Below are 19,276 nucleotides of genomic sequence, written 5' to 3' on the forward strand. Positions count from 1 at the left end.
CGCCATACCATGCACACACCCGACAACCACGGGACGCCTGCGGGCGCCCATGCCGAGCCGGTCAGCCGCTTCAACATCTCGCGCTGGGCGCTGGAGCACCCCGCGCTGACGCGCTACTTGATGGTGGTGCTCATGCTGCTGGGGGCGGCCGCCTATTTCCAGCTGGGCCAGGACGAAGATCCACCGTTTGCCTTCCGGATCATGGTGGTCAGCGCCTTTCTGCCGGGGGCCACCGCCGAGGAAATGGCCGAGCAGGTCACCGACAAGATCGAGCGCACGCTACAGCAGGTGCCATATGCGGACAAGATCCAGTCATATGCCAAGCCGGGTGAGTCGTATACGCTGCTGATGGTCAAGGATTCATCTCCGCCCAAGGAGATCCCCAACCTCTGGTATCAGGCCCGCAAGAAGATCAGCGACATGCGCCATACCTTGCCGCAGGGTGTGGTCGGGCCGTTCTTCAACGACGAGTTCGGCGATGTGTACGGCTCGATCTATGCGCTGTCGGCCGACGGGTTCAGCACCGAGGAGCTGCGGCGCTTTGCCGACAGCACGCGTTCGGAGTTGCTGCGTGTACCCGGCGTGGCCAAGGTTGAGATGTTCGGCGTGCAGCCGGAAAAGCTTTACATCGAGCTGCCAGCGCAGAAACTGGCTCAGCTGGGCATCACGGCCAGCAGCATCGTGGCCCAACTTAATGCACAGAACGTCATCGAAGGCGGTGGCGTGCACACGAGCGACAAGCTCAGTGTGCCGGTGCGGGTCGACGGTGCCTTGCAGTCGATCGACGACCTCAAGCGCCTGCCGGTGCGCGCCGTGAACCCGCAGACGGGTGAGGGCCGCACGCTGCGCCTGGGCGACATCGCCGTGGTGCGGCGCGCTTATCAGGATCCGCCAGCGCCCATGGTCCGACACCAGGGCAAGGCCGTGATCGCGCTGGGCGTGTCCATGGCCAAAGGCGGCGACATCATTGCGCTGGGCAAGGCGCTGAAGACGGCCACCGAGCGCATTCGCGGCGAGTTGCCCGTTGGCATCGAGCTGGCGCAGATCCAGAACCAGCCTGAGGCGGTGTCAGCGTCGGTGGGCGAGTTTGTCAAGGTGCTGATCGAGGCAGTGGTGGTCGTGCTGGTGGTCAGCTTCCTCAGCCTGGGCCTGCACACCAAGCCCTTGCGGCTGGATATCTGGCCCGGTCTCGTGGTGGCCATCTCGATCCCGCTGGTGCTGTCCGTGACCTTTCTGGTCATGTACTTCTGGCATGTCGGGTTGCACAAGATCTCGCTGGGCGCGCTCATCATCGCCCTGGGCTTGTTGGTGGACGACGCCATCATCGCCGTGGAGATGATGGTCCACAAGCTGGAAGAGGGCTACGACAAGTTCCGCGCCGCCATCGCCGCCTACGAGATCACCGCCATGCCCATGCTGACAGGCACGCTGATCACGGCCGCCGGCTTCCTGCCCATCGGTATGGCCAATTCGGCCGTGGGCGAATACACCTTCGCAATCTTCGCCGTCACGGCGGCGGCGCTGATCATCTCGTGGATCGTCTCGGTCTACTTTGTGCCGTATCTGGGCAAAGGGCTGCTGAAGACGAAGTCCAAGGTGAGCGTGGAGGGGCAGATCGATCTCTACGACACGCCGTTCTACAACCGCTTTCGCAGTCTCGTGAACTGGTGCGTGGCCCACCGCTGGATCACCATCGGTCTGACGGTGCTGGCGCTGGTGCTGGGCGTGCTGGGCATGGGCAAGGTACAGCAGCAGTTCTTCCCGGATTCGAGCCGGCCTGAGCTCATCGTCGACCTGTGGATGCCCGAAGGCAGCAGCATCCATGCAACCGAGGCCGTCGCGCGTCGGTTCGAGGCCCGCATGCTCAACGAAGAAGGCGTGCGCAGCGTCAGCGCATGGATCGGCTCGGGTCTGCCGCGCTTCTACCTGCCCATGGACCAGATCTTCCCGCAGAGCAACATCGCGCAGGTCGTCATCCTGCCTGACAGCCTGCGCGAGCGTGAAGCCCTGCGCGCGCGCCTGCCCGAGGTGCTGGCCGCCGAGTTTCCCGAGGCGCGCGGCCGCGTGCGTCTGCTGCCCAACGGGCCACCCGTGCCGTATCCGGTGCAGTTCCGCATCGTGGGGCCTGATACGGCTGTGCTGCGCGCCCAGGCTGACAAGGCCAAGGAGATCCTGCGCCAGCATCCTGACCTCTACGGCGTCAACGACAACTGGAACCAGTCCATCAAGGCCGTGCGCCTGGTGGTTGACCAGGACAAGGCGCGCGCACTGGGTGTGAGCACCCAGTCGATCGCACAGTCTAGCCGGGTGCGCAACTCCGGCAATGTGGTGGCCCAGTACCGCGAGGACGACCGTCTGATCGACATCGTGCTGACCTCGCCCTTGTCCGAGCGCGAGACGCTGGAGGACCTGGCCAGCGCCTACGTGCCCACGGCCAGCGGCAAAATGATCCCGGTCAGCCAGGTGGCCCGGCCGCAACTGGTCTGGGAGCCCGGTGTGTTGTGGCGCGAGGGGCGTGAGTTTGCCGTGACGGTGCAGGCCGACGTGCGTGATGGCGTGCAGGGCCCGACGGTGAGCAAGGCGCTGTGGCCGCAGATGCAGGCGCTGCAGGCGCAGATGCCGCAGGGCTACCGGATCCAACTCGGCGGCACTGCAGAGGAAAGCGCCAAGGGCCAGGGCTCCATCTTTGCCAACGTGCCGGTGATGCTGTTCATCATCTTCACGCTGCTGATGCTGCAGCTGCAGAGCTTCTCGCGGGCCCTGCTGGTCTTCCTGACCGGGCCGCTGGGCATCGTCGGGGTCGCGGGCGCCTTGCTGCTGCTGGACCGGCCATTTGGCTTTGTGGCAATGCTGGGCGTGATTGCGCTGACTGGCATGATCATTCGCAACTCCGTCATCCTGATCGACCAGATCGAGAAGGATCGGGCGCGCGGGGTGCCCGACTGGCAGGCCATCGTCGGTGCGGCGGTGCGTCGTTTCCGTCCGATCGTGCTGACCGCGGCCGCGGCCGTGTTGGCCATGATCCCGCTGAGCCGCAGCGTGTTCTGGGGCCCGATGGCCGTGGCCATCATGGGCGGCCTGATCGCAGCCACCGTGCTGACCTTGCTGGCCTTGCCGGCGATGTACGCCGCCTGGTTCCGCGTGCGTCGGCCGGATTGACGAGGGGCGACAGCGCACGGCGGAAGCTGGTGCGCTTGCGCTTACAATCGCCGGTTCCGACCGAATTGCATGTCTGGGCCAGGCCCCGGCATTCCTGGTCAGTGCGCGGGTGGCGAAATTGGTAGACGCACCAGGTTTAGGTCCTGACGCCAGCAATGGTGTGGGGGTTCGAGTCCCCCCCCGCGCACCAGACTGTTTCCGTTCAATCCAATCTGAGAGTTCACATCATGGCGATCAACGTGGAGACCCTCGACAAGCTGGAGCGCCGCATCACGCTGTCGCTGGCCGTCGACGTCCTCAAGAACGAAGTCGACGCCCGGCTCAAGAAGCTGGCCCGCACCACCAAGGCCGACGGCTTCCGCCCCGGCAAGGTGCCGATGAACATCGTGGCTCAGCGCTACGGCATGTCGGTTCAGTACGAAGTGGTCAATGACCAACTGGGCGAGGCTTTTGCCAAGGCGGCTCAGGAAGCCCAGTTGCGCGTGGCCGGTCAGCCCCGCATCGCCGAAAAGGACGGTGGCCCCGTGGACGGCCAGCTCCAGTTCGATGCCACTTTCGAGGTCTATCCCGAAGTCACCATCGGTGACCTGTCGACCATCGAGGTAGAGCGCGTGTCGGCTGATGTCAACGACGCCGCCATCGACCGCACCATCGAGATCCTGCGCAAGCAGCGCCGCACCTTCAATCAACGTGGCGCCGAGGAAGGTGCCCAGGACGGCGACCGCGTCACCATCGACTTCGAAGGCAAGATCGATGGCGTGCCGTTCGAGGGCGGCAAGGCCGAGGGCTTCCAGTTCCTGGTTGGCGAAGGCCAGATGCTCGAGGCGTTCGAGAAGGCCGTGCGCGGCATGAAGACCGGCGAATCCAAGACCTTCCCGCTGAAGTTCCCCGACGACTACCACGGCAAGGACGTGGCCGGCAAGGAAGCTGACTTCCTGGTGACCGTCAAGAAGGTGGAGGCGCAGCAGCTGCCCGAAGTGACCGAAGACTTCATCAAGGGTCTGGGTCTGGCCGACGGTTCGATCGACAGCCTGCGTGCCGACATCAAGAAGAACCTTGAGCGCGAGGTCAAGTTCCGCGTGGCCGCCCGCAACAAGGCCGCCGTGATGGAAGGCCTGCTCAAGGTCGTCGAGTTCGATCTGCCCCAGTCGCTGGTGGCCGCCGAAGCCGACCGCCTGGTCGAGCAGGCCCGTGCCGACCTGAAGGCCCGCGGCATGGCCGACGCCGACAAGGCGCCGATCCCCGCTGACATGTTCAAGCCCCAGGCCGAGCGCCGCGTGCGCCTGGGCCTGACGGTGGCCGAGCTGGTCAAGGCCAACAACCTGGTGGCCAAGCCCGAGCAACTGCAGGCCCACATCCAGGAGCTGGCCCAGAGCTACGAGCAGCCCGCTCAAGTGGTTGCCTGGTACATGAGCGACCGTCAGCGCATGGCCGAGGTCGAAGCCGTCGTGATCGAAGGCAATGTGGCCGAGTTCGTGCTGTCGAAGGCCAAGGTGACCGACAAGTCGCTGAGCTTCGAAGAGCTGATGGGCCAGGCTGGCTGATCATCACCCGCCATCGTCGGGCGCCCGGGGCGCCCAGCGATGCCCTGGGGCACCTGCATTCCCGAGCGGAGGCAGGTGCCTTTTGTTTTGTGACAACGTTTCGGTGCCGCCACGCAACGGTTTGACGACAGCCCGGTTGGGGCGTCTTTTCCCGGCCTCGGGCCGCCCGGCGGGCAGGTCATAATCATTTCACCCGTCTTCCGGCGCCCGCGAGGGCGCCAGCCTCCTGAAGGAACCCCATGAGCGCAATGGACATCCAGAATCTGGGCATGGTGCCCGTCGTCATCGAACAATCGGGCCGAGGCGAGCGTGCCTACGACATCTACAGCCGCCTGCTGCGCGAGCGCGTGATCTTTCTGGTGGGCCCCGTGAACGACCAGACGGCCAACCTGGTGGTCGCGCAGCTGCTCTTCCTCGAAAGCGAGAATCCGGACAAGGACATCTCGCTCTACATCAATTCCCCGGGCGGCAGCGTCAGCGCCGGCATGTCGATCTTCGACACCATGCAGTTCATCAAGCCCGACGTGTCCACGCTGTGCATGGGCATGGCCGCCTCGATGGGCGCCTTCCTGCTGGCGGCCGGTACCAAGGGCAAGCGTTTTGCCCTGCCCAACAGCAAGGTCATGATTCACCAGCCGCTGGGCGGCGCTCAGGGGCAGGCTACCGACATCGAGATCCACGCCCGCGAGATCCTCAAGACCCGCGAGCAGCTCAATCAGATCCTGGCCGACCGCACCGGCCAGCCGCTGGAGAAGATCCAGGCGGACACCGAGCGCGACTACTACATGTCGGCCGCCGAAGCCGTGGGCTACGGTCTGGTCGACAAAGTGCTCGAAAAGCGGCCCTGACGCGCGGCGGCACCCCGGTGGGCACTGTCGTGATGCGGGAAATGCCGCACCAAGGCGGGGCTCTTCGACCGGATGGCCGCCGACGCATTTGACTTATCATCGTTTCCACACGCCGCTTCCTTGACAGGCCGCACCATGCCAGAGAAAAAAGGCTCCTCCAGCGAAAAAATCCTGTACTGCTCCTTCTGCGGGAAGAGCCAGCACGAGGTCAAGAAGCTGATCGCCGGCCCATCCGTGTTCATCTGCGATGAATGCATCGAGCTGTGCAACGACATCATCCGCGACGAGGTGGCCGCAGAGGCAGAGCAGACGCGTCCGCCCAAGAGCGACCTGCCCACGCCATCCGAGATCAAGACCACGCTTGACCAGTACGTGATTGGCCAGGATGGCGCCAAACGCACCCTGTCGGTGGCGGTCTACAACCATTACAAGCGGCTCAAGCACATGGGCTCGGGTGAGGGCAAGAAGCCCGACGTCGAGCTTGCCAAGTCCAACATCCTGTTGATCGGCCCCACCGGTTCCGGCAAGACACTGCTGGCGCAGACGCTGGCGCGTCTGCTCAATGTGCCCTTCGTGATCGCGGACGCGACCACGCTGACCGAAGCCGGTTACGTGGGCGAGGACGTCGAGAACATCATCCAGAAGCTGTTGCAGAACTGCAATTACGAGGTCGAGAAGGCCCAGCGCGGCATCGTCTACATCGACGAGATCGACAAGATCTCGCGCAAGTCCGACAACCCGTCCATCACGCGTGACGTGTCGGGTGAAGGCGTGCAGCAGGCCTTGCTCAAGCTGATCGAAGGCACGATGGCTTCCGTGCCCCCGCAAGGCGGCCGCAAGCACCCGAACCAGGATTTCCTGCAGATCGACACGACCAACATCCTGTTCATCTGCGGCGGCGCCTTCGACGGTCTGGAGAAGATCATCCAGGGCCGGTCGGTCAAATCCGGCATCGGTTTTGGCGCCGAGGTGCAGAGCAAGGAAGACCGCAAGGTCTCCGAGGTGTTCCGCGAGGTCGAGCCCGAAGACCTGATCAAGTTCGGGATCATTCCCGAGTTGATCGGGCGTCTGCCCGTGGTCGCGACGCTGGGCGAGCTGACTGAGGATGCGCTCGTGCGCATCCTGACCGAGCCGAAGAATGCGCTGGTCAAGCAGTACCAGCAACTGCTCAACATGGACGGCGTCGAGCTCGAGATCCGCCCGGCAGCGCTGGCCGCGATCGCACGCAAGGCGCTGGCGCGCAAGACTGGTGCCCGTGGCTTGCGGTCCATTCTTGAGCAGGCCCTGCTGGACACCATGTTCGAATTGCCCGCCAAGGAAGGCGTGCAGAAGGTGGTGGTGGACGAGTCCACCATCGAGGAAAACGCCCAACCCTTGCTGGTGTACCGGGAGCAAGCGAAGGCCAGCGCCTGACGCCAGTCAGTTGCGCTAGGGTGAGTCCGGCGCGCATCGACGCGTCGGATGTGTGGCCACCCTTGTGATTCGTGGACAAGGCCCCAAGTAGGCATCAGAGAAAGCGAGCCCATCATGTCAGGACACCCCATTCTTCCCTCTGATCCCATCACGCTGCCGCTGCTGCCCCTGCGTGACGTCGTGGTCTTCCCCCACATGGTGATCCCGCTGTTTGTGGGACGCCCCAAGTCCATCAAGGCGCTCGAGTCTGCGATGGAAGCCGGCCGGCAGATCATGCTCGTGGCCCAGAAGGCTGCAGGCAAGGACGAGCCCAAGGCGGAAGACATGTTTGATGTCGGCTGCGTGTCCAGCATCCTGCAGATGCTGAAGCTGCCCGATGGCACCGTGAAGGTGCTGGTCGAGGGCGTGCAACGCGCCAACACCCAATCCATTTCCGATGAGGGCGAGTTCTTCACCGCCGTCGTCGTGCCGGTTCAGCCCGAGACCGAAACCTCGCCCGAGGTGGAGGCGCTGCGCCGCGCTGTAACCCAGCAGTTTGACCAGTACGTCAAACTCAACAAGAAGATTCCACCCGAGATCCTCACCTCGATCGCCGCGATCGACGATCCGGGCCGTCTGGCTGACACCATCGCGGCCCATCTGCCGCTCAAGCTTGAGAACAAGCAGTCGGTGCTGGACCTGTTCCCGGTGGCCAAGCGCCTGGAGAAGCTGCTGGAGCAGCTGGAGCATGAGGTCGACATCCTTCAGGTTGAAAAGCGCATCCGTGGCCGCGTCAAGCGCCAGATGGAGAAGTCCCAGCGCGAGTACTACCTGAATGAACAAGTCAAGGCCATCCAGAAGGAGCTGGGCGAAGGCGAAGAGGGTGCCGATCTCGAAGAGCTGGCCAAGAAGGTCGAGGCCGCGCGCATGCCCAAGGAGGCTCGCAAGAAGGCCGAGGCCGAACTCAAGAAGCTGCGCCTGATGTCGCCCATGTCGGCTGAAGCCACCGTGGTGCGCAACTACATCGATACCCTGGTCAACCTGCCTTGGAGCAAGAAGTCCAAGGTCAAGCACGATCTGGCTCACGCGGAAGAGGTGCTCAACGAAGAGCACTACGGCTTGGACAAGGTCAAGGAACGCATCCTCGAATACCTCGCAGTGCAACAGCGCGTCGACAAGGTCAAGGCACCGATCCTGTGCCTGGTCGGCCCGCCTGGTGTGGGCAAGACCTCGCTGGGCCAGTCGATCGCACGTGCCACGGGCCGCAAGTTCGTGCGCATGGCGCTGGGCGGCGTGCGCGACGAGGCCGAGATCCGTGGTCACCGCCGCACCTACATCGGCTCGATGCCTGGCAAGGTGCTGCAGAGCCTGTCGAAGGTGGGCGTGCGCAACCCGCTGTTCCTGCTCGACGAGATCGACAAGCTGGGCATGGACTTCCGCGGCGATCCGTCTTCGGCACTGCTGGAGGTGCTCGATCCCGAGCAGAACCACACCTTTGGTGACCATTACATCGAGGTCGATTTCGACCTGTCGGATGTGATGTTCGTGGCCACGTCGAACTCGCTGAACATCCCGCCGGCGCTGCTGGACCGGATGGAAGTGATCCGCCTGGCCGGCTACACCGAAGATGAGAAGGTCCACATCGTTCAGACCTACCTGCTGCCCAAGCAGATCAAGAACAACGGTGTCAAGGACGGCGAGCTCAAGGTCGAGGAAAGTGCCATCCGCGGCATCATTCGCTACTACACCCGCGAGGCCGGTGTGCGTTCGCTGGAACGCGAGGTCTCCAAGATCTGCCGCAAGGTGGTCAAGGGCATCGCGCTCAAGCAGTTCACGGACACGGTGGTGGTCGACGAAGCCAACCTGCATGAGTTCCTGGGCGTGCGCAAGTACAGCTACGGCGAAGCCACCAAGGAAAACCAGATCGGCCAGGTGGTCGGACTGGCCTGGACAGAGGTGGGCGGCGACCTGCTGACCATCGAGGCTGCGATCATGCCGGGTAAGGGCAACATCATCCGCACCGGCCAGTTGGGCGACGTGATGAAGGAATCGGTCGAGGCCGCTCGCTCGGTGGTGCGCTCACGCGCCCGTCGCCTGGGCATCGCCGATGAGTTGTTCGACAAGCGCGACATCCACATCCACGTGCCCGATGGCGCCACCCCCAAGGATGGCCCGTCGGCTGGTATCGCGATGACCACCGCGTTCGTCTCTGCGCTCACGGGCATCCCGGTGCGGGCCGATGTCGCCATGACGGGCGAGATCACGCTGCGCGGCGAGGTGACGGCCATTGGCGGCTTGAAGGAAAAGCTGCTGGCCGCTCACCGTGGTGGCATCAAGACGGTGCTCATCCCTGAAGAGAACGTCAAAGACCTTCAGGAGATCCCCGAGAACGTCAAGAGCCAGATCGAGATTGTGCCGGTCAAGTGGATTGACAAGGTGCTCGAAGTGGCACTCGAGCGCCAGCCCGAGCCCTTGCCTGATGAAGAGGTGAAGGTTGACGGTAAGGTGGAATCCAAGCCGGAAGCCGCAGGCGCGTCGGCCACGAGCAACGACATGCTGAAGCACTGAGAAACTGGTGTATAGTTCAAGTCTTCGCTGATCACTGACACCAAGCAGTGATCCACGCAGCAAAGCAGGCAGTCATGCCAGAGCATCTGCGGCAGGCGAAGACAATGCGGGAATAGCTCAGTTGGTAGAGCGCAACCTTGCCAAGGTTGAGGTCGCGAGTTCGAGCCTCGTTTCCCGCTCCAGATTTGCTCAAAGCCCCTGCCTGACCGGCCGGGGCTTTGTCGTTTCTGGCCTCAGTCCGACTTTGCGGCCGGGGCCATTTTTTCTCGAAAGCGTACTGTCAGGGGCTTGCCGGCGTCCGTCGGGGTTGCTGTCACGCTGATGTCGACGACCTCGTTTGGCACCACCGTGTACAGACCGAGGTAAGAGACATGGTCGTTTTCACGGTTGGCCTGCATTGCCACTTCCTGAGCTCTGCCTGTGAGCGAGACGACCTGGGCAACGACCTTCGCTTCGACGGTGCGTGTGGTCTCAGCAGAGACTCGGTGCTGCACCACCACGTTGAGCAGTGCCTTGTCAGGCGCGCGTGTGATGCCGGCAGCGCGCGCCTGCGCTTCCGGTATCTGCGTGGACGCCACTGTGGAGACGCGAAGGGTGTAGGCCCCCTGGGTCTCGACATGTGCCTGGGCCTGTGCTTGCGACACATAGGCGCCAAGCGCAATCGCCAACCACAGTGGCCGCTTCAAGCAAGAGAAGGTTTGGTGCATGGCGATCCTCCTGGTTAAGCTCCACAAGGGGCAATCGCCGTGCCGGTCAGGCTTCGCCCATGTCGTCCAGTACCAAGCGTGCCGTGATCTGTGCGAGGTGCGTCAGGGCCTGGGGGAAGTTGCCCAGCATGTGTCCATCGCTGACGGCGTACTCCTCCGAGAAAAGGCCCAGGTCGTTGGCGCAGGCCAGCGCGCGGCGGTAGACCTGCTGCGCCTCCTGCTTGCGCCCTTGCAGCGCCAGGCATTCTGCGAGCCAGAACGTGCAGGGCAGAAAGGCTCCCTCGGGTTCATCGAGCCCGTCGGCGCGGTCGTAGCGCAGCAGCAGTCCTTTGCGTCCGAGGCGCGCATGGATGGCGTCGGTGGTGCGCACCATGCGCGGGTCGCACGCGTCGATGTAGCCGAAATGTGGCAGCAGCAGCAAGGCGGCATCGAGGTGCGGCTCGTCAAAGGCCTGCACGAAGTGGCCTGCCTGCGTGTTATAGCCTCTGCGGTCGATCTCGTCGCGGATGGCCTGGGCCGCCTCGCGCCAGCGTGCCTCAGGAGCTTGCAGGCCATGCCGCGCGGCGAGTTGCAGGCCTCGATCGATGGCCACCCAGCACATGACCTTGGAGTGCACGAAGTGTTGGGGGTTGTCCCGAAACTCCCAGATGCCATGATCCGGCTCCGTCCAACGTTGGCAAGCCAGGTCGACCACACTGACGAGGAAGGACCAGTAAGCTGGGCGGATGGGCTGGGTGGCGCTGTGCCAGACCGCCGCCACTTCCAGCAGACTGCCATAAATGTCGTGCTGGGTCTGGCGGGCTGCCAGGTTGCCCACTCGCACGGGACGGGCGCCGCGGTAGCCGTCCAGCCAGTCCAGGCAGATCTCGCTCAAGCGCCGTTTTCCGTCCAGCCCGTACATGATCTGCAACTGCTCGGCGCTGCCGGCCGCGCTGCGTTCGGTAAAGTCGTTGAAACGACCGGCTTCGTGCTCGAAGCCCAACAGGTGAAGCGCACGCACCGCCAGCGCGGAGTCGCGCACCCAGCTGTAGCGGTAGTCCCAGTTGCGTTCCCCGCCAGGCGTCTCCGGCAGGGAGGTGGTGGCGGCCGCGGCCATGGCGCCCGTGCGGGCGTGAATGAGCCCCTTGATGATCAAGGCCGAGCGGTGGGTTTGTCGGTCCAGCTCGTGGCGGTCCCCGTTGCGGCGCGCCCAGGTGCGCCACCATGCCAAGGTGCGCCGCAGCGCGCGGTCGACGCCGTCTGGCCGATCAGGATGCGCGGGGGCGTGAGGCGCCAACTCTGCCGGATCGACGAAGCGCAAGCTCAGGCGGATCTGCTCGCCCGCCTTCAACGGCACGCGGGCATGCAGCATTTGGCGGTCAGGACACCAGGCGAGCGGAACATCGCAGCAGATCAGCAGTCCCTTGTTGCTGCCGTAGGCCGTATACAGCCCGCCATCGGTCGCGCCACAGTCATCTACCGAGGGCATGATCTCGCCGAAGTCGAACCGGGGGGCCACCTCGATCACGGCGTCGATTTCGCCGACGGTGCAGCGCAACCTGCGGGCCAGGCACCGGGGATGGGGGACGGGGCGGTGCGGCGGCGCTGCGAGGAAGTCCGTCAGTTCAGTGCGGCCTGTGCGGGTGACATGGCGGGTATGCAAGACCAGGGTGTCGTCGGCATAGTCGCGGCGGGTCTGAACCACGGTGTCAGGATGGGGCGCGAGCAGGCAGTGTCCGCCGCGTTGCCAATCCAGCAAGCGGCCAAAGCTGGGGTCGTCCGACATGTGTGGCATGCAGCACCAGTCGATCGATCCGTCACGGCTCACCAGGGCGCATGCCGAGCCGTCGCTGAGGAAGCCATAGGACTCGATGGGCGGGTAGAGCGTCGGTGGAGATGTGCTCATGCGCGGACCCTCTCGGTGTGTGCGTGTGTCAACCAATGGCGCGCGACCCAGGCCGCGGCGGCGATGTAGACGATTCCGCCGGGGGCCCACATGAGGAGTCCAGCCAGTTGCTGGTCGGCCAGCGAGCGGGTTTCAGCGAAGTAAAGCGGACGGGCCGCGAAGACCAGCACCGCTCCGAGAAAGCCGGTGTGCATCAGTGTGAACAGCAGGCCCATCAGTGCAAGGGGGCGCTGTGGGGCGGGCGCGCGCAGCACGGTCCACCAGAAGGCCCAGGCGCTGAGCAGAAAGCAGGCGTGTTCCAGGGCGTGCAGCCCTTCGTGCTGAAGGGCTGCGGTGTACGGGCCTGGCAGATGCCACAGCCACAGGGCGGCGCCATGCAGCAAGGCCCACAGCATCGGCCGTCGCAGGCTGCGCAACATCGGGCGCATGGCGCGGTCCATGGCTGGACGCAGGGGCCCTGCAAGGCCTGCCCGCCACTGGGGAAGTGGCCGCGCGAGCACGAGCAGGGGCGCCACCACCGTGATGAGCAGCATGTGCTGCACCATGTGCATGGCGGTGCTGTCGGCTGCAGCGGCATCAATGGGACCGAAGACGGCCAGGCCAGTCAGCAGCATGCCGCCGTGGAATGCGGCGCGGGCGCGCGGGTCGGGCGCAGTGCGCAACGCGCCGCTCAGATACAGGCCCCATGCCGCCGCATAGAGTGTCCAGCTCAAGGGAACGGCCCAGTCGCCCGACGTCCCGACGGCGGCGGGCGCGTGGGCATGCGCGTGGTTTGGCGCGATGGCGACCGCAGCGAGCAGTGTCCACGCGCGGGCAAGAAGGGCTGCGAACGGCCGGGCGCGGGTCACAGGCATGGAGGCAGGCTCCACAGTGGCACGGCCACGAACAGCACGGAAAACGCCGCGCTGCCGTGCAATACGGCTGCGGCCAGCGCGATGAAACGCTCGGTGGCGGGCAGTCGGGGGACCCGGGTGGCGCGCACGCAGCGCCACATGAGGGCCACCAGGGCGGCGGCCAGCACCAGCCCCGCGATCAGCAGCATGCCGTTGAGGGCGGTGATGCCACTGAGCGCGTGCGCAGTGGGGCGGGTGCAGCTCAGCGCCTGGGCTGCATAGATCAGCACGAACCAGGCACTCCAGATAAGCAGCCCCCAGATCAGTTGAAGCGGGTGTGTGGGCCGCTGCCAGCGCGTCATGGTGTCTCTCACGGGCGCCCCCATAAGACCGGCAGCACGCATGTCAGGGCCACGCTGCACCACAGCGTGGCCACGGTGAAGCGCCACCATTGGAGGTGGACCAACGGTTCGTAGGGCGCATGGGGGCTGACGAAGCGGTGGGCCACACGCCAGCCCAGCAGCACGCTGCCGATGGCCGCGATGATCAGATGCAGCAGCACGAATGCCAGAAACACACACAGCACGGCGTCATGGGCATGCTGACGCGGCGCCAACGGTGTCATCCATGCCCAGCCGATCAGACCGGCGGCCGCCAGGCCGCCCAACGCGCCAGCGGCAAACAGCCGCCGGGCGATGTGCTGTGCCTGTCCCTGGCACAGGCGGGTTGCCGCGGTCGCCATGAGGCGCCACCCGACCGTTGCGGCGACCAGCGCGATGGCGGCGGGCCAGATGGTGGAGGGTATGGCGGCGGGGTCCACTCTGGCCGTCAGCGGCGCTGGCAGGTCCCCCAGTGCAGAGGCCGGCGCGACTGCCCACAGATACAGCCAGCCGAACGCCAGTGAGGCATACAGTGCGCCGTCAGCCAGCAGCGTCATGCCCACCCCCCACAGCCCAGGCCCGTCGCAGGTGCGCGAATGCAACGCGAGGCCTTCGGGCAAGCCGTGTGTTTCGCTGGCCGCGCCGGGGTGGGCGCCGTTCACCCAGGCCCACCGCATGCCGACCGCCAGGGCGGCCAGCGTGGCGACGACAGCACCCAGGTAGGCCTTGAGCAGCAGCGACAGGCAGATGCCCGTGAGGGCCAAGCCCAACAACAACGGCAGGAAGCTGTTGCCTGGCAGGTGGATGACCTCGCGGGTGTCGCCACTGACCGGGTCGCTGCCGAGTGTTTCGCGGCGACCGTGGTCGGCGCGGGGCAGGGCGGCATCGCCGCGTGCGATGGCCGAGGCCAGTCCTGGCTCGTCCCACATCGGGTGTCGGGTGCGCACCTCGGGCAGGCTGGCGAAGTTGTAGGCCGGGGGCGGCAGCGGGCAGGCCCACTCCAGTGTGTCGGCCTGCCAGGGGTTGGCATCGGCCTGGCGGCCATGGCGCAGCGACAGGTAAAGGTGGATGCAGATCATCCCGATGCCGGCCGCCATGACAAAGCCGAACACCGAAGAGATGAGATTGGGGGTGTCCCAGCCAAGCCCACTGGCGTAGGTGTAGACGCGGCGCGGCATGCCAAGCAGGCCCGTCCAGTGCATGATCAGGAAAGTGCCGTTGAAGCCGACGAAGGTGAGCCAGAAGGCCCACTGCCCCAGCCGCGGCAGGGGCATGCGGCCGGTGAACAGGGGGAACCAGTGGTACAGACCCGCTACCAGGGGAAACAGCATGCCGCCGACCAGCACGTAGTGCATGTGGGCGACGACGAAGTGGGTGTCGTGAACCTGCCAGTCGAAGGGCACGAGCGCGAGCATCACGCCCGTCAACCCGCCGGCGACGAAGATCAGCAGGAAGCCCGTGAGCCACAGCATGGGCAGCGTGCGTTGTGGTCGGCCTGACCACAGCGTGGCCAGCCAGATGAAGACCTGGATACCCGTGGGCACGGCCACCAGCATGCTGGCCGCAGAGAAAAAGGCCTGCGCCAGATGCGGCAGGCCAATGGTGAACATGTGGTGCACCCACAGGCCGAAGCTGATGAAGCCGGTGGTGATGACGGCCACCACCGCCCAGAGGTAGCCCACGAGCGGGTGGCGGACGTGAGCGGGCAGCACGGTGGACACGATGCCCGCTGCGGGCAGGAAGATGATGTAGACCTCGGGGTGGCCGAAAAGCCAGAACAGGTGTTGCCACAGCACCGGATCACCGCCGCGGGTCACATCGAAGAACGACCAGCCCGCCGCACGTTCGAGCTCGAGCAGGATGCTGCCCAGGATGAGCGGCGGGAACCCCACGATGATCATGAGCGAGGTGACCAGCATGTACCAGGCGAAGATGGGCATGCGGGGCAGGCTCATGCCCGACGCACGTGTGCGCAGGATGGAGACCACCATCTCGATGGCCGACGCCATCGTGGCCACCTCCACGAAGGTGATGCCCAGCAGCCAGAAATCGGCGTTGGGCCCCGGGCTGTAAGGCTGGCTGCTGAGCGGCACGTACATGAACCAGCCGGTGTCGGGTGCCACCGCCAGCACGAGACTGGACAGCAGGATGAGCCCGCCGAAGAGATAGGCCCAATAACCCAGGGCGCTCAGGCGTGGGAAGACGAGGTCGCGCGCGCCGATCATCTTGGGGATCAGGTAGGCAGCCAACCCCTGCAGCATGGGCACCGCGAACAGGAACATCATCACGCTGCCGTGCATGGTGAACAGCTGGTTGTAGACCTCGGCGTTGAGCACCTGCGCTTCGGGGCGGGCCAGCTGCGCGCGCATCAGCATGGCCATCAGGCCAGCCAGCAGGAAAAACACCGCGCCGGTGAGCATGAACCGGATGCCGATGCTGCTGTGGTTGACGATGGACAGTGCCCGCCAGCCGTGGGGATTGGCCCAAATGCGGTTCATCTCATCGTGCAAGGCGGCGACGTCGCGTGTCATGGGCGTGGGTGGTCCTTGAGCCACTGGTTGAAGTCATCGGGTGTCATCACGATCACGCGCAGCACCATGCGGGCGTGGTCCAATCCGCAAAACTCGGCACACTGCCCGCGCAGTTCGCCGGGTGCATCCGCCTGAAGGCGCAGAACGTTGACGCGGCCGGGGATGGCGTCCACCTTGCCTTGCAGCCGCGGCACCCAGAAGCTGTGGATGACGTCCTCCGAATGCACGCGCACATCGACCGGCACACCGGCCGGCATGCGCAATTCGTCGGTCAAGGTGATGGTGTGGCCTGGGTAGCGCACGGTCCATGACCATTGGCGAGCGTAAACATCCACCGTAAGGTGAGGCGTGCCATCCGGCACGGGCAGGGCCTGAATGCGATGCCCCGCAGGCATGCCGAATGCCAGGAGCACGGCAACGCTCGCTGTGGGCCAGACGACCCCGCCCAGCAGAATCCATCGCGTGGCCCCGGGGGAGCCCAGGCGCGGCGCCGCGTCCCTGCGGCGCAGGCCGCGCCACCACAGCAGGGCAACCACCAGCAGGGACACGGTGGCGTAGATCAGCATGGCCCACCACAGCGTCGCGATCGTGCGGGCTGCGGGACCGGCGGGGTCGACGATGGACTGCGGTCCCGTGCAGGCGCTCAACCACGGCAGCAGCGCTGCCATCCCCATCCACCCCCCTATCCGAGGACACGCCACATGACCGACAGGCCCGCCCCGACCGCCCAGGTGCTCGACCCCATCCACAGTCGTGTGCGCCTGGCCGGCCACCCGCTGCATCCGATGCTGGTGCACTTTCCAGTGGCGATGCTGTTGGCTGTCCTGGGGGCCGACTTGGGTCACTGGCTGACAGGCGACGGGTTTTGGCAGCGTGCGGCGCTGTGGCTGGCTGGCGTGGGGGCCGCTGGTGGTTGGGTGGCCGGCGCCGTCGGCACGGCCGACTGGATGCTGACCCGGCGCATCCGCAATCTGGTGACGGCCGCATGTCATGGCGTGGCGGCTGTGATGATGCTGTCGATCGCGACCTTGAGTTGGTACTGGCGCTGGTTGGCCGGCCCTGCGGAAGAGCCACTGTGGCTGGCCGTCTTGCTCAGCGTGCTGGCGGCCGCGCTCGTCGGGCTGGCCAGCATGCTGGGAGGGCGGCTGGTCTACGAGCAGGCGGTGGGGGTGGTGACGAGCCGATGAGAGCGTGCAGCCGCGATGCGCCATCCTTGGCCCTTCACGCGGGCTTGGCCAACACCAGCCACAGAGTGAGCAGCATGGCAGACAGCGCGAGCCCGGCCAAGGCCGTGATGGCAACCGGCGAGACCGGCTGATCCGCCTCCCGCCTCAGAATGGCCCAGCCAGCCAGCAGGTGGCAGCCCGCCAGCACGGCCACCACCATCAGCTTGGCTGCCAGCCAGCCTTCGGTGACCGGCACCCACGGAAACAGCGCCGTGCCTGCGGCAATGCCCATCAAGGCAGCAGGTGTGGCCATCAGCATGAACATCTGGCGCAGGCCCCCGTGTGGCAGGACGGGCGTGGCGCCTTCGTCATGAAACGGGGTCGATCGGGACGTTTTGGCGGTGTGCGCGGCATCGGGGGCGTGGGAGGACAGGGCCGCCACCACGCCAAGCAGTGCGGCACACCACACCAGCAGGGCGGCAAGATGCAGGGTCTTGATCCAGAGCATGTGACAGATGAGTGGGGCAGCAAGAGGGGAGAGGCAGCGCGACATGCGCTGGACGCCCCGGCTGTGGGCAAACCTTGTTCCCGAGCCGCTGCGGGAACGCGTCTTGCCCGTTTGGGCCAGCACCATCTCCCCGCCTGAGAAACCATGAGCATCGCCACGCCGATCCCCCAGATGGCTTTGGGGCATACCCGCTGGGCCATTCCCGAGGGCTACATCCCCTCGGGTGACGGCCACCAGAGTCGCGCGCTGGAAAGCCACGAGGCTGCCTGCATTCTCAACACCGGCGACCGCGACGCGCATGTCGAGATCACGGTGTACTTCGCCAAGCGCGAACCCGTGGGGCCTTATCGCGTGGTGGTGCCTGCTCGGCGTACCTTGCACCTTCGGTTCAATGACCTCTGGGACCCCGAGCCCATCCCGCGTGACACGGATTACGCGTGTGTGCTGATCGCCAATGTGCCGGTGGTGGTCCAGCACACGCGGCTGGACTCCCGTCAGCCTGCGCTGGCCTTGCTGAGCACGATCGCGTTTCCCGCCTGATCAGGTGAGCAGCCCTGCGCCCACGCCGCCCGCCAATGCGGCGGCTGCGATGGCCAACCATACTGGCCCTCGTCGAACACTCAGCCAGTGTTGCAGACTGCTGTTACGCGCCTCGGCCGAGAAGCGTCCGCGGGCGCCGTGGTCTCCGGCTACCGGGCGCCACAGGTTGTCTTCGCGTTCATCGGGCACGGGCTCGTTCGTCTGCTGGCCGCTGACCGCTGTGCGTGCCAGATAGGTGTCCAGCCAGCCAGGGATCACCCGCTGGCCCAGTGCGGCCTGCAGGGCAGGCCAGCCCACCCACCACTCACGCCGGGGGCGGCGAGCGGCATGGTAGATGGCTCGCGCGGCGAGTTCTGGCTGGAAGACCTTGCCCATCGGGCGGGCCCGTCGGCGCAGATTGGAGCGGCCCCAGTCGAACTGCGGGGTGTTGAAGGCCGACAGGTGCACCATGGTGAGCCTGATCGGGCTGTGATGGTGCTCGAGCTCGCAACGCAACGAATCCGTGAAGCCGCGCACGGCAGACTTGGCGCCGCAGTAGGCCGCCTGCAGCGGGATGGAGCGGTAGGCCAGCGCCGAGCCCACCTGCACGATGCAGCCTCGACCGCGGCGCGACATGCGTCGCAGCGCGGCCAGTGTGCCCCACACCACGCCCAGGTAACTTACCTCGGTGGCGCGCCGGAAATCGGCCGGGTCCACGGTCGCCGCCTCGGCAAACACCGTCGCCATGGCATTGTTGACCCACACATCGATGTGGCCCCAGGCGGCTTCGACGCGCGAGGCGGCAGCTTCAACCTGGTGCTCGTCCGCCACGTCGGCCTGCACAACCAGCGCCTGCCCGCCGAGCGCCAGCACATCCCGGCGTGCGCCCTCCAAGCCGTCGGCGCCGCGCGCCAGAAGGGCGACCCGCCAGCCATGCTTGGCGAACACGCATGCCGTGGCACGGCCGATTCCGCCAGATGCGCCAGTGATGACGACCACAGGAGGGGCGGTCGCGTCGGATGAAGGGTTGCTGCGGGTGGTGGTGGGCTGATTCATGGCCGCCATGCGGCAAGGCACATGCCCATCGCGTGCCGCTCAGCACGCGCGTGCAACTTCGTTCATAATCAGCGCGCTGACGCAGGTCGCGTTGGCACCTGAGGCGCGGTAGCAAAGCGGTTATGCACCGGATTGCAAATCCGTGTAGGTCGGTTCGACTCCGGCCCGCGCCTCCACTCC

At 65.7% G+C, this 19,276-nt stretch carries 15 protein-coding genes and 3 tRNA genes; 10 read left to right on the plus strand and 8 right to left on the minus strand.

What is annotated here, in order from left to right; translation table 11 throughout:
• Positions 1-9 precede the first annotated feature (9 nt).
• The 7 genes from GTZ97_RS10115 (at position 10) to GTZ97_RS10145 (ending at position 9,693) form a co-directional block, all read left to right on the plus strand.
• Positions 10-3,159, plus strand: a complete 3,150-nt coding sequence (locus tag GTZ97_RS10115; RefSeq protein ID WP_161650462.1) for an efflux RND transporter permease subunit — start codon at positions 10-12, stop codon at positions 3,157-3,159.
• Between the two features lie 103 nt (positions 3,160-3,262).
• Positions 3,263-3,349: transfer RNA gene (locus GTZ97_RS10120), tRNA-Leu, on the plus strand.
• Between the two features lie 37 nt (positions 3,350-3,386).
• Positions 3,387-4,703: a trigger factor gene (gene tig / locus GTZ97_RS10125; protein WP_161650463.1), complete on the plus strand. Its 1,317-nt coding sequence runs from the start codon at positions 3,387-3,389 to the stop codon at positions 4,701-4,703.
• 239 nt (positions 4,704-4,942) lie between these two features.
• Positions 4,943-5,551 (plus strand): ATP-dependent Clp endopeptidase proteolytic subunit ClpP, encoded by a 609-nt coding sequence (clpP, locus tag GTZ97_RS10130; RefSeq protein ID WP_161650464.1) that lies wholly within the window; start codon positions 4,943-4,945, stop codon positions 5,549-5,551.
• Positions 5,552-5,686: 135 nt separating this feature from the next.
• A complete protein-coding gene (gene clpX, locus GTZ97_RS10135) occupies positions 5,687-6,964 on the plus strand; it encodes an ATP-dependent Clp protease ATP-binding subunit ClpX (RefSeq protein ID WP_161650465.1) in 1,278 nt (425 codons plus the stop codon).
• Positions 6,965-7,078: 114 nt separating this feature from the next.
• Positions 7,079-9,511 carry an endopeptidase La gene (lon, locus tag GTZ97_RS10140; protein ID WP_161650466.1) on the plus strand — a complete coding sequence of 811 codons (2,433 nt, stop codon included), beginning with the start codon at positions 7,079-7,081 and terminating at the stop codon, positions 9,509-9,511.
• A gap of 106 nt (positions 9,512-9,617) precedes the next feature.
• Positions 9,618-9,693, plus strand: a tRNA-Gly gene (locus GTZ97_RS10145).
• Positions 9,694-9,744: 51 nt separating this feature from the next.
• Here GTZ97_RS10145 and GTZ97_RS10150 read toward each other — a convergent pair.
• The 6 genes from GTZ97_RS10150 to coxB are packed head-to-tail and all read right to left on the minus strand — an operon-like array spanning position 9,745 to position 16,515.
• Positions 9,745-10,218, minus strand: a complete 474-nt coding sequence (locus GTZ97_RS10150) for a DUF4426 domain-containing protein (RefSeq protein ID WP_161650467.1) — start codon at positions 10,216-10,218, stop codon at positions 9,745-9,747.
• A gap of 46 nt (positions 10,219-10,264) precedes the next feature.
• Positions 10,265-12,103 (minus strand): glycoside hydrolase family 15 protein, encoded by a 1,839-nt coding sequence (locus GTZ97_RS10155; protein WP_161650468.1) that lies wholly within the window; start codon positions 12,101-12,103, stop codon positions 10,265-10,267.
• Positions 12,100-12,957, minus strand: coding sequence for a cytochrome c oxidase assembly protein (locus tag GTZ97_RS10160; RefSeq protein ID WP_161650469.1), 858 nt, complete (start codon positions 12,955-12,957; stop codon positions 12,100-12,102). Before GTZ97_RS10160 ends, GTZ97_RS10155 begins: the two co-directional genes overlap by 4 nt.
• Positions 12,948-13,310 carry a hypothetical protein gene (locus GTZ97_RS10165; RefSeq protein ID WP_161650470.1) on the minus strand — a complete coding sequence of 121 codons (363 nt, stop codon included), beginning with the start codon at positions 13,308-13,310 and terminating at the stop codon, positions 12,948-12,950. Before GTZ97_RS10165 ends, GTZ97_RS10160 begins: the two co-directional genes overlap by 10 nt.
• Positions 13,307-15,847, minus strand: a complete 2,541-nt coding sequence (gene ctaD / locus GTZ97_RS10170; RefSeq protein WP_161650471.1) for a cytochrome c oxidase subunit I — start codon at positions 15,845-15,847, stop codon at positions 13,307-13,309. Before ctaD ends, GTZ97_RS10165 begins: the two co-directional genes overlap by 4 nt.
• A complete protein-coding gene (gene coxB / locus GTZ97_RS10175; RefSeq protein WP_201748243.1) occupies positions 15,844-16,515 on the minus strand; it encodes a cytochrome c oxidase subunit II in 672 nt (223 codons plus the stop codon). Before coxB ends, ctaD begins: the two co-directional genes overlap by 4 nt.
• A gap of 33 nt (positions 16,516-16,548) precedes the next feature.
• Here coxB and GTZ97_RS10180 point away from each other — a divergent pair, with 33 nt between their 5' ends.
• Positions 16,549-17,034 (plus strand): DUF2231 domain-containing protein, encoded by a 486-nt coding sequence (locus tag GTZ97_RS10180; RefSeq protein WP_161650473.1) that lies wholly within the window; start codon positions 16,549-16,551, stop codon positions 17,032-17,034.
• Positions 17,035-17,068: 34 nt separating this feature from the next.
• Here GTZ97_RS10180 and GTZ97_RS10185 read toward each other — a convergent pair whose 3' ends face one another.
• On the minus strand, positions 17,069-17,521 hold the full coding sequence (locus tag GTZ97_RS10185) for a CopD family protein (RefSeq protein ID WP_161650474.1): 453 nt from the start codon (positions 17,519-17,521) through the stop codon (positions 17,069-17,071).
• Positions 17,522-17,665: 144 nt separating this feature from the next.
• On the opposite strand from GTZ97_RS10185, the gene GTZ97_RS10190 reads away from it, so the two are divergent.
• Complete coding sequence (locus GTZ97_RS10190; protein WP_236651125.1) at positions 17,666-18,061, plus strand: sensory rhodopsin transducer; 396 nt, start codon at positions 17,666-17,668, stop codon at positions 18,059-18,061.
• Here the strand turns inward: GTZ97_RS10190 and GTZ97_RS10195 are convergent, their stop codons facing one another.
• Positions 18,062-19,096, minus strand: a complete 1,035-nt coding sequence (locus tag GTZ97_RS10195; RefSeq protein WP_161650475.1) for an SDR family oxidoreductase — start codon at positions 19,094-19,096, stop codon at positions 18,062-18,064. It lies immediately after the preceding gene.
• A 102-nt stretch (positions 19,097-19,198) separates the two neighbouring features.
• On the opposite strand from GTZ97_RS10195, the gene GTZ97_RS10200 reads away from it, so the two are divergent.
• A tRNA-Cys gene (locus tag GTZ97_RS10200) sits at positions 19,199-19,272 on the plus strand.
• Positions 19,273-19,276: the final 4 nt, after the last annotated feature.

Origin of the sequence: Aquabacterium fontiphilum (assembly GCF_009909205.1) — a bacterium.
Classification (GTDB): domain Bacteria; phylum Pseudomonadota; class Gammaproteobacteria; order Burkholderiales; family Burkholderiaceae_C; genus Aquabacterium; species Aquabacterium fontiphilum.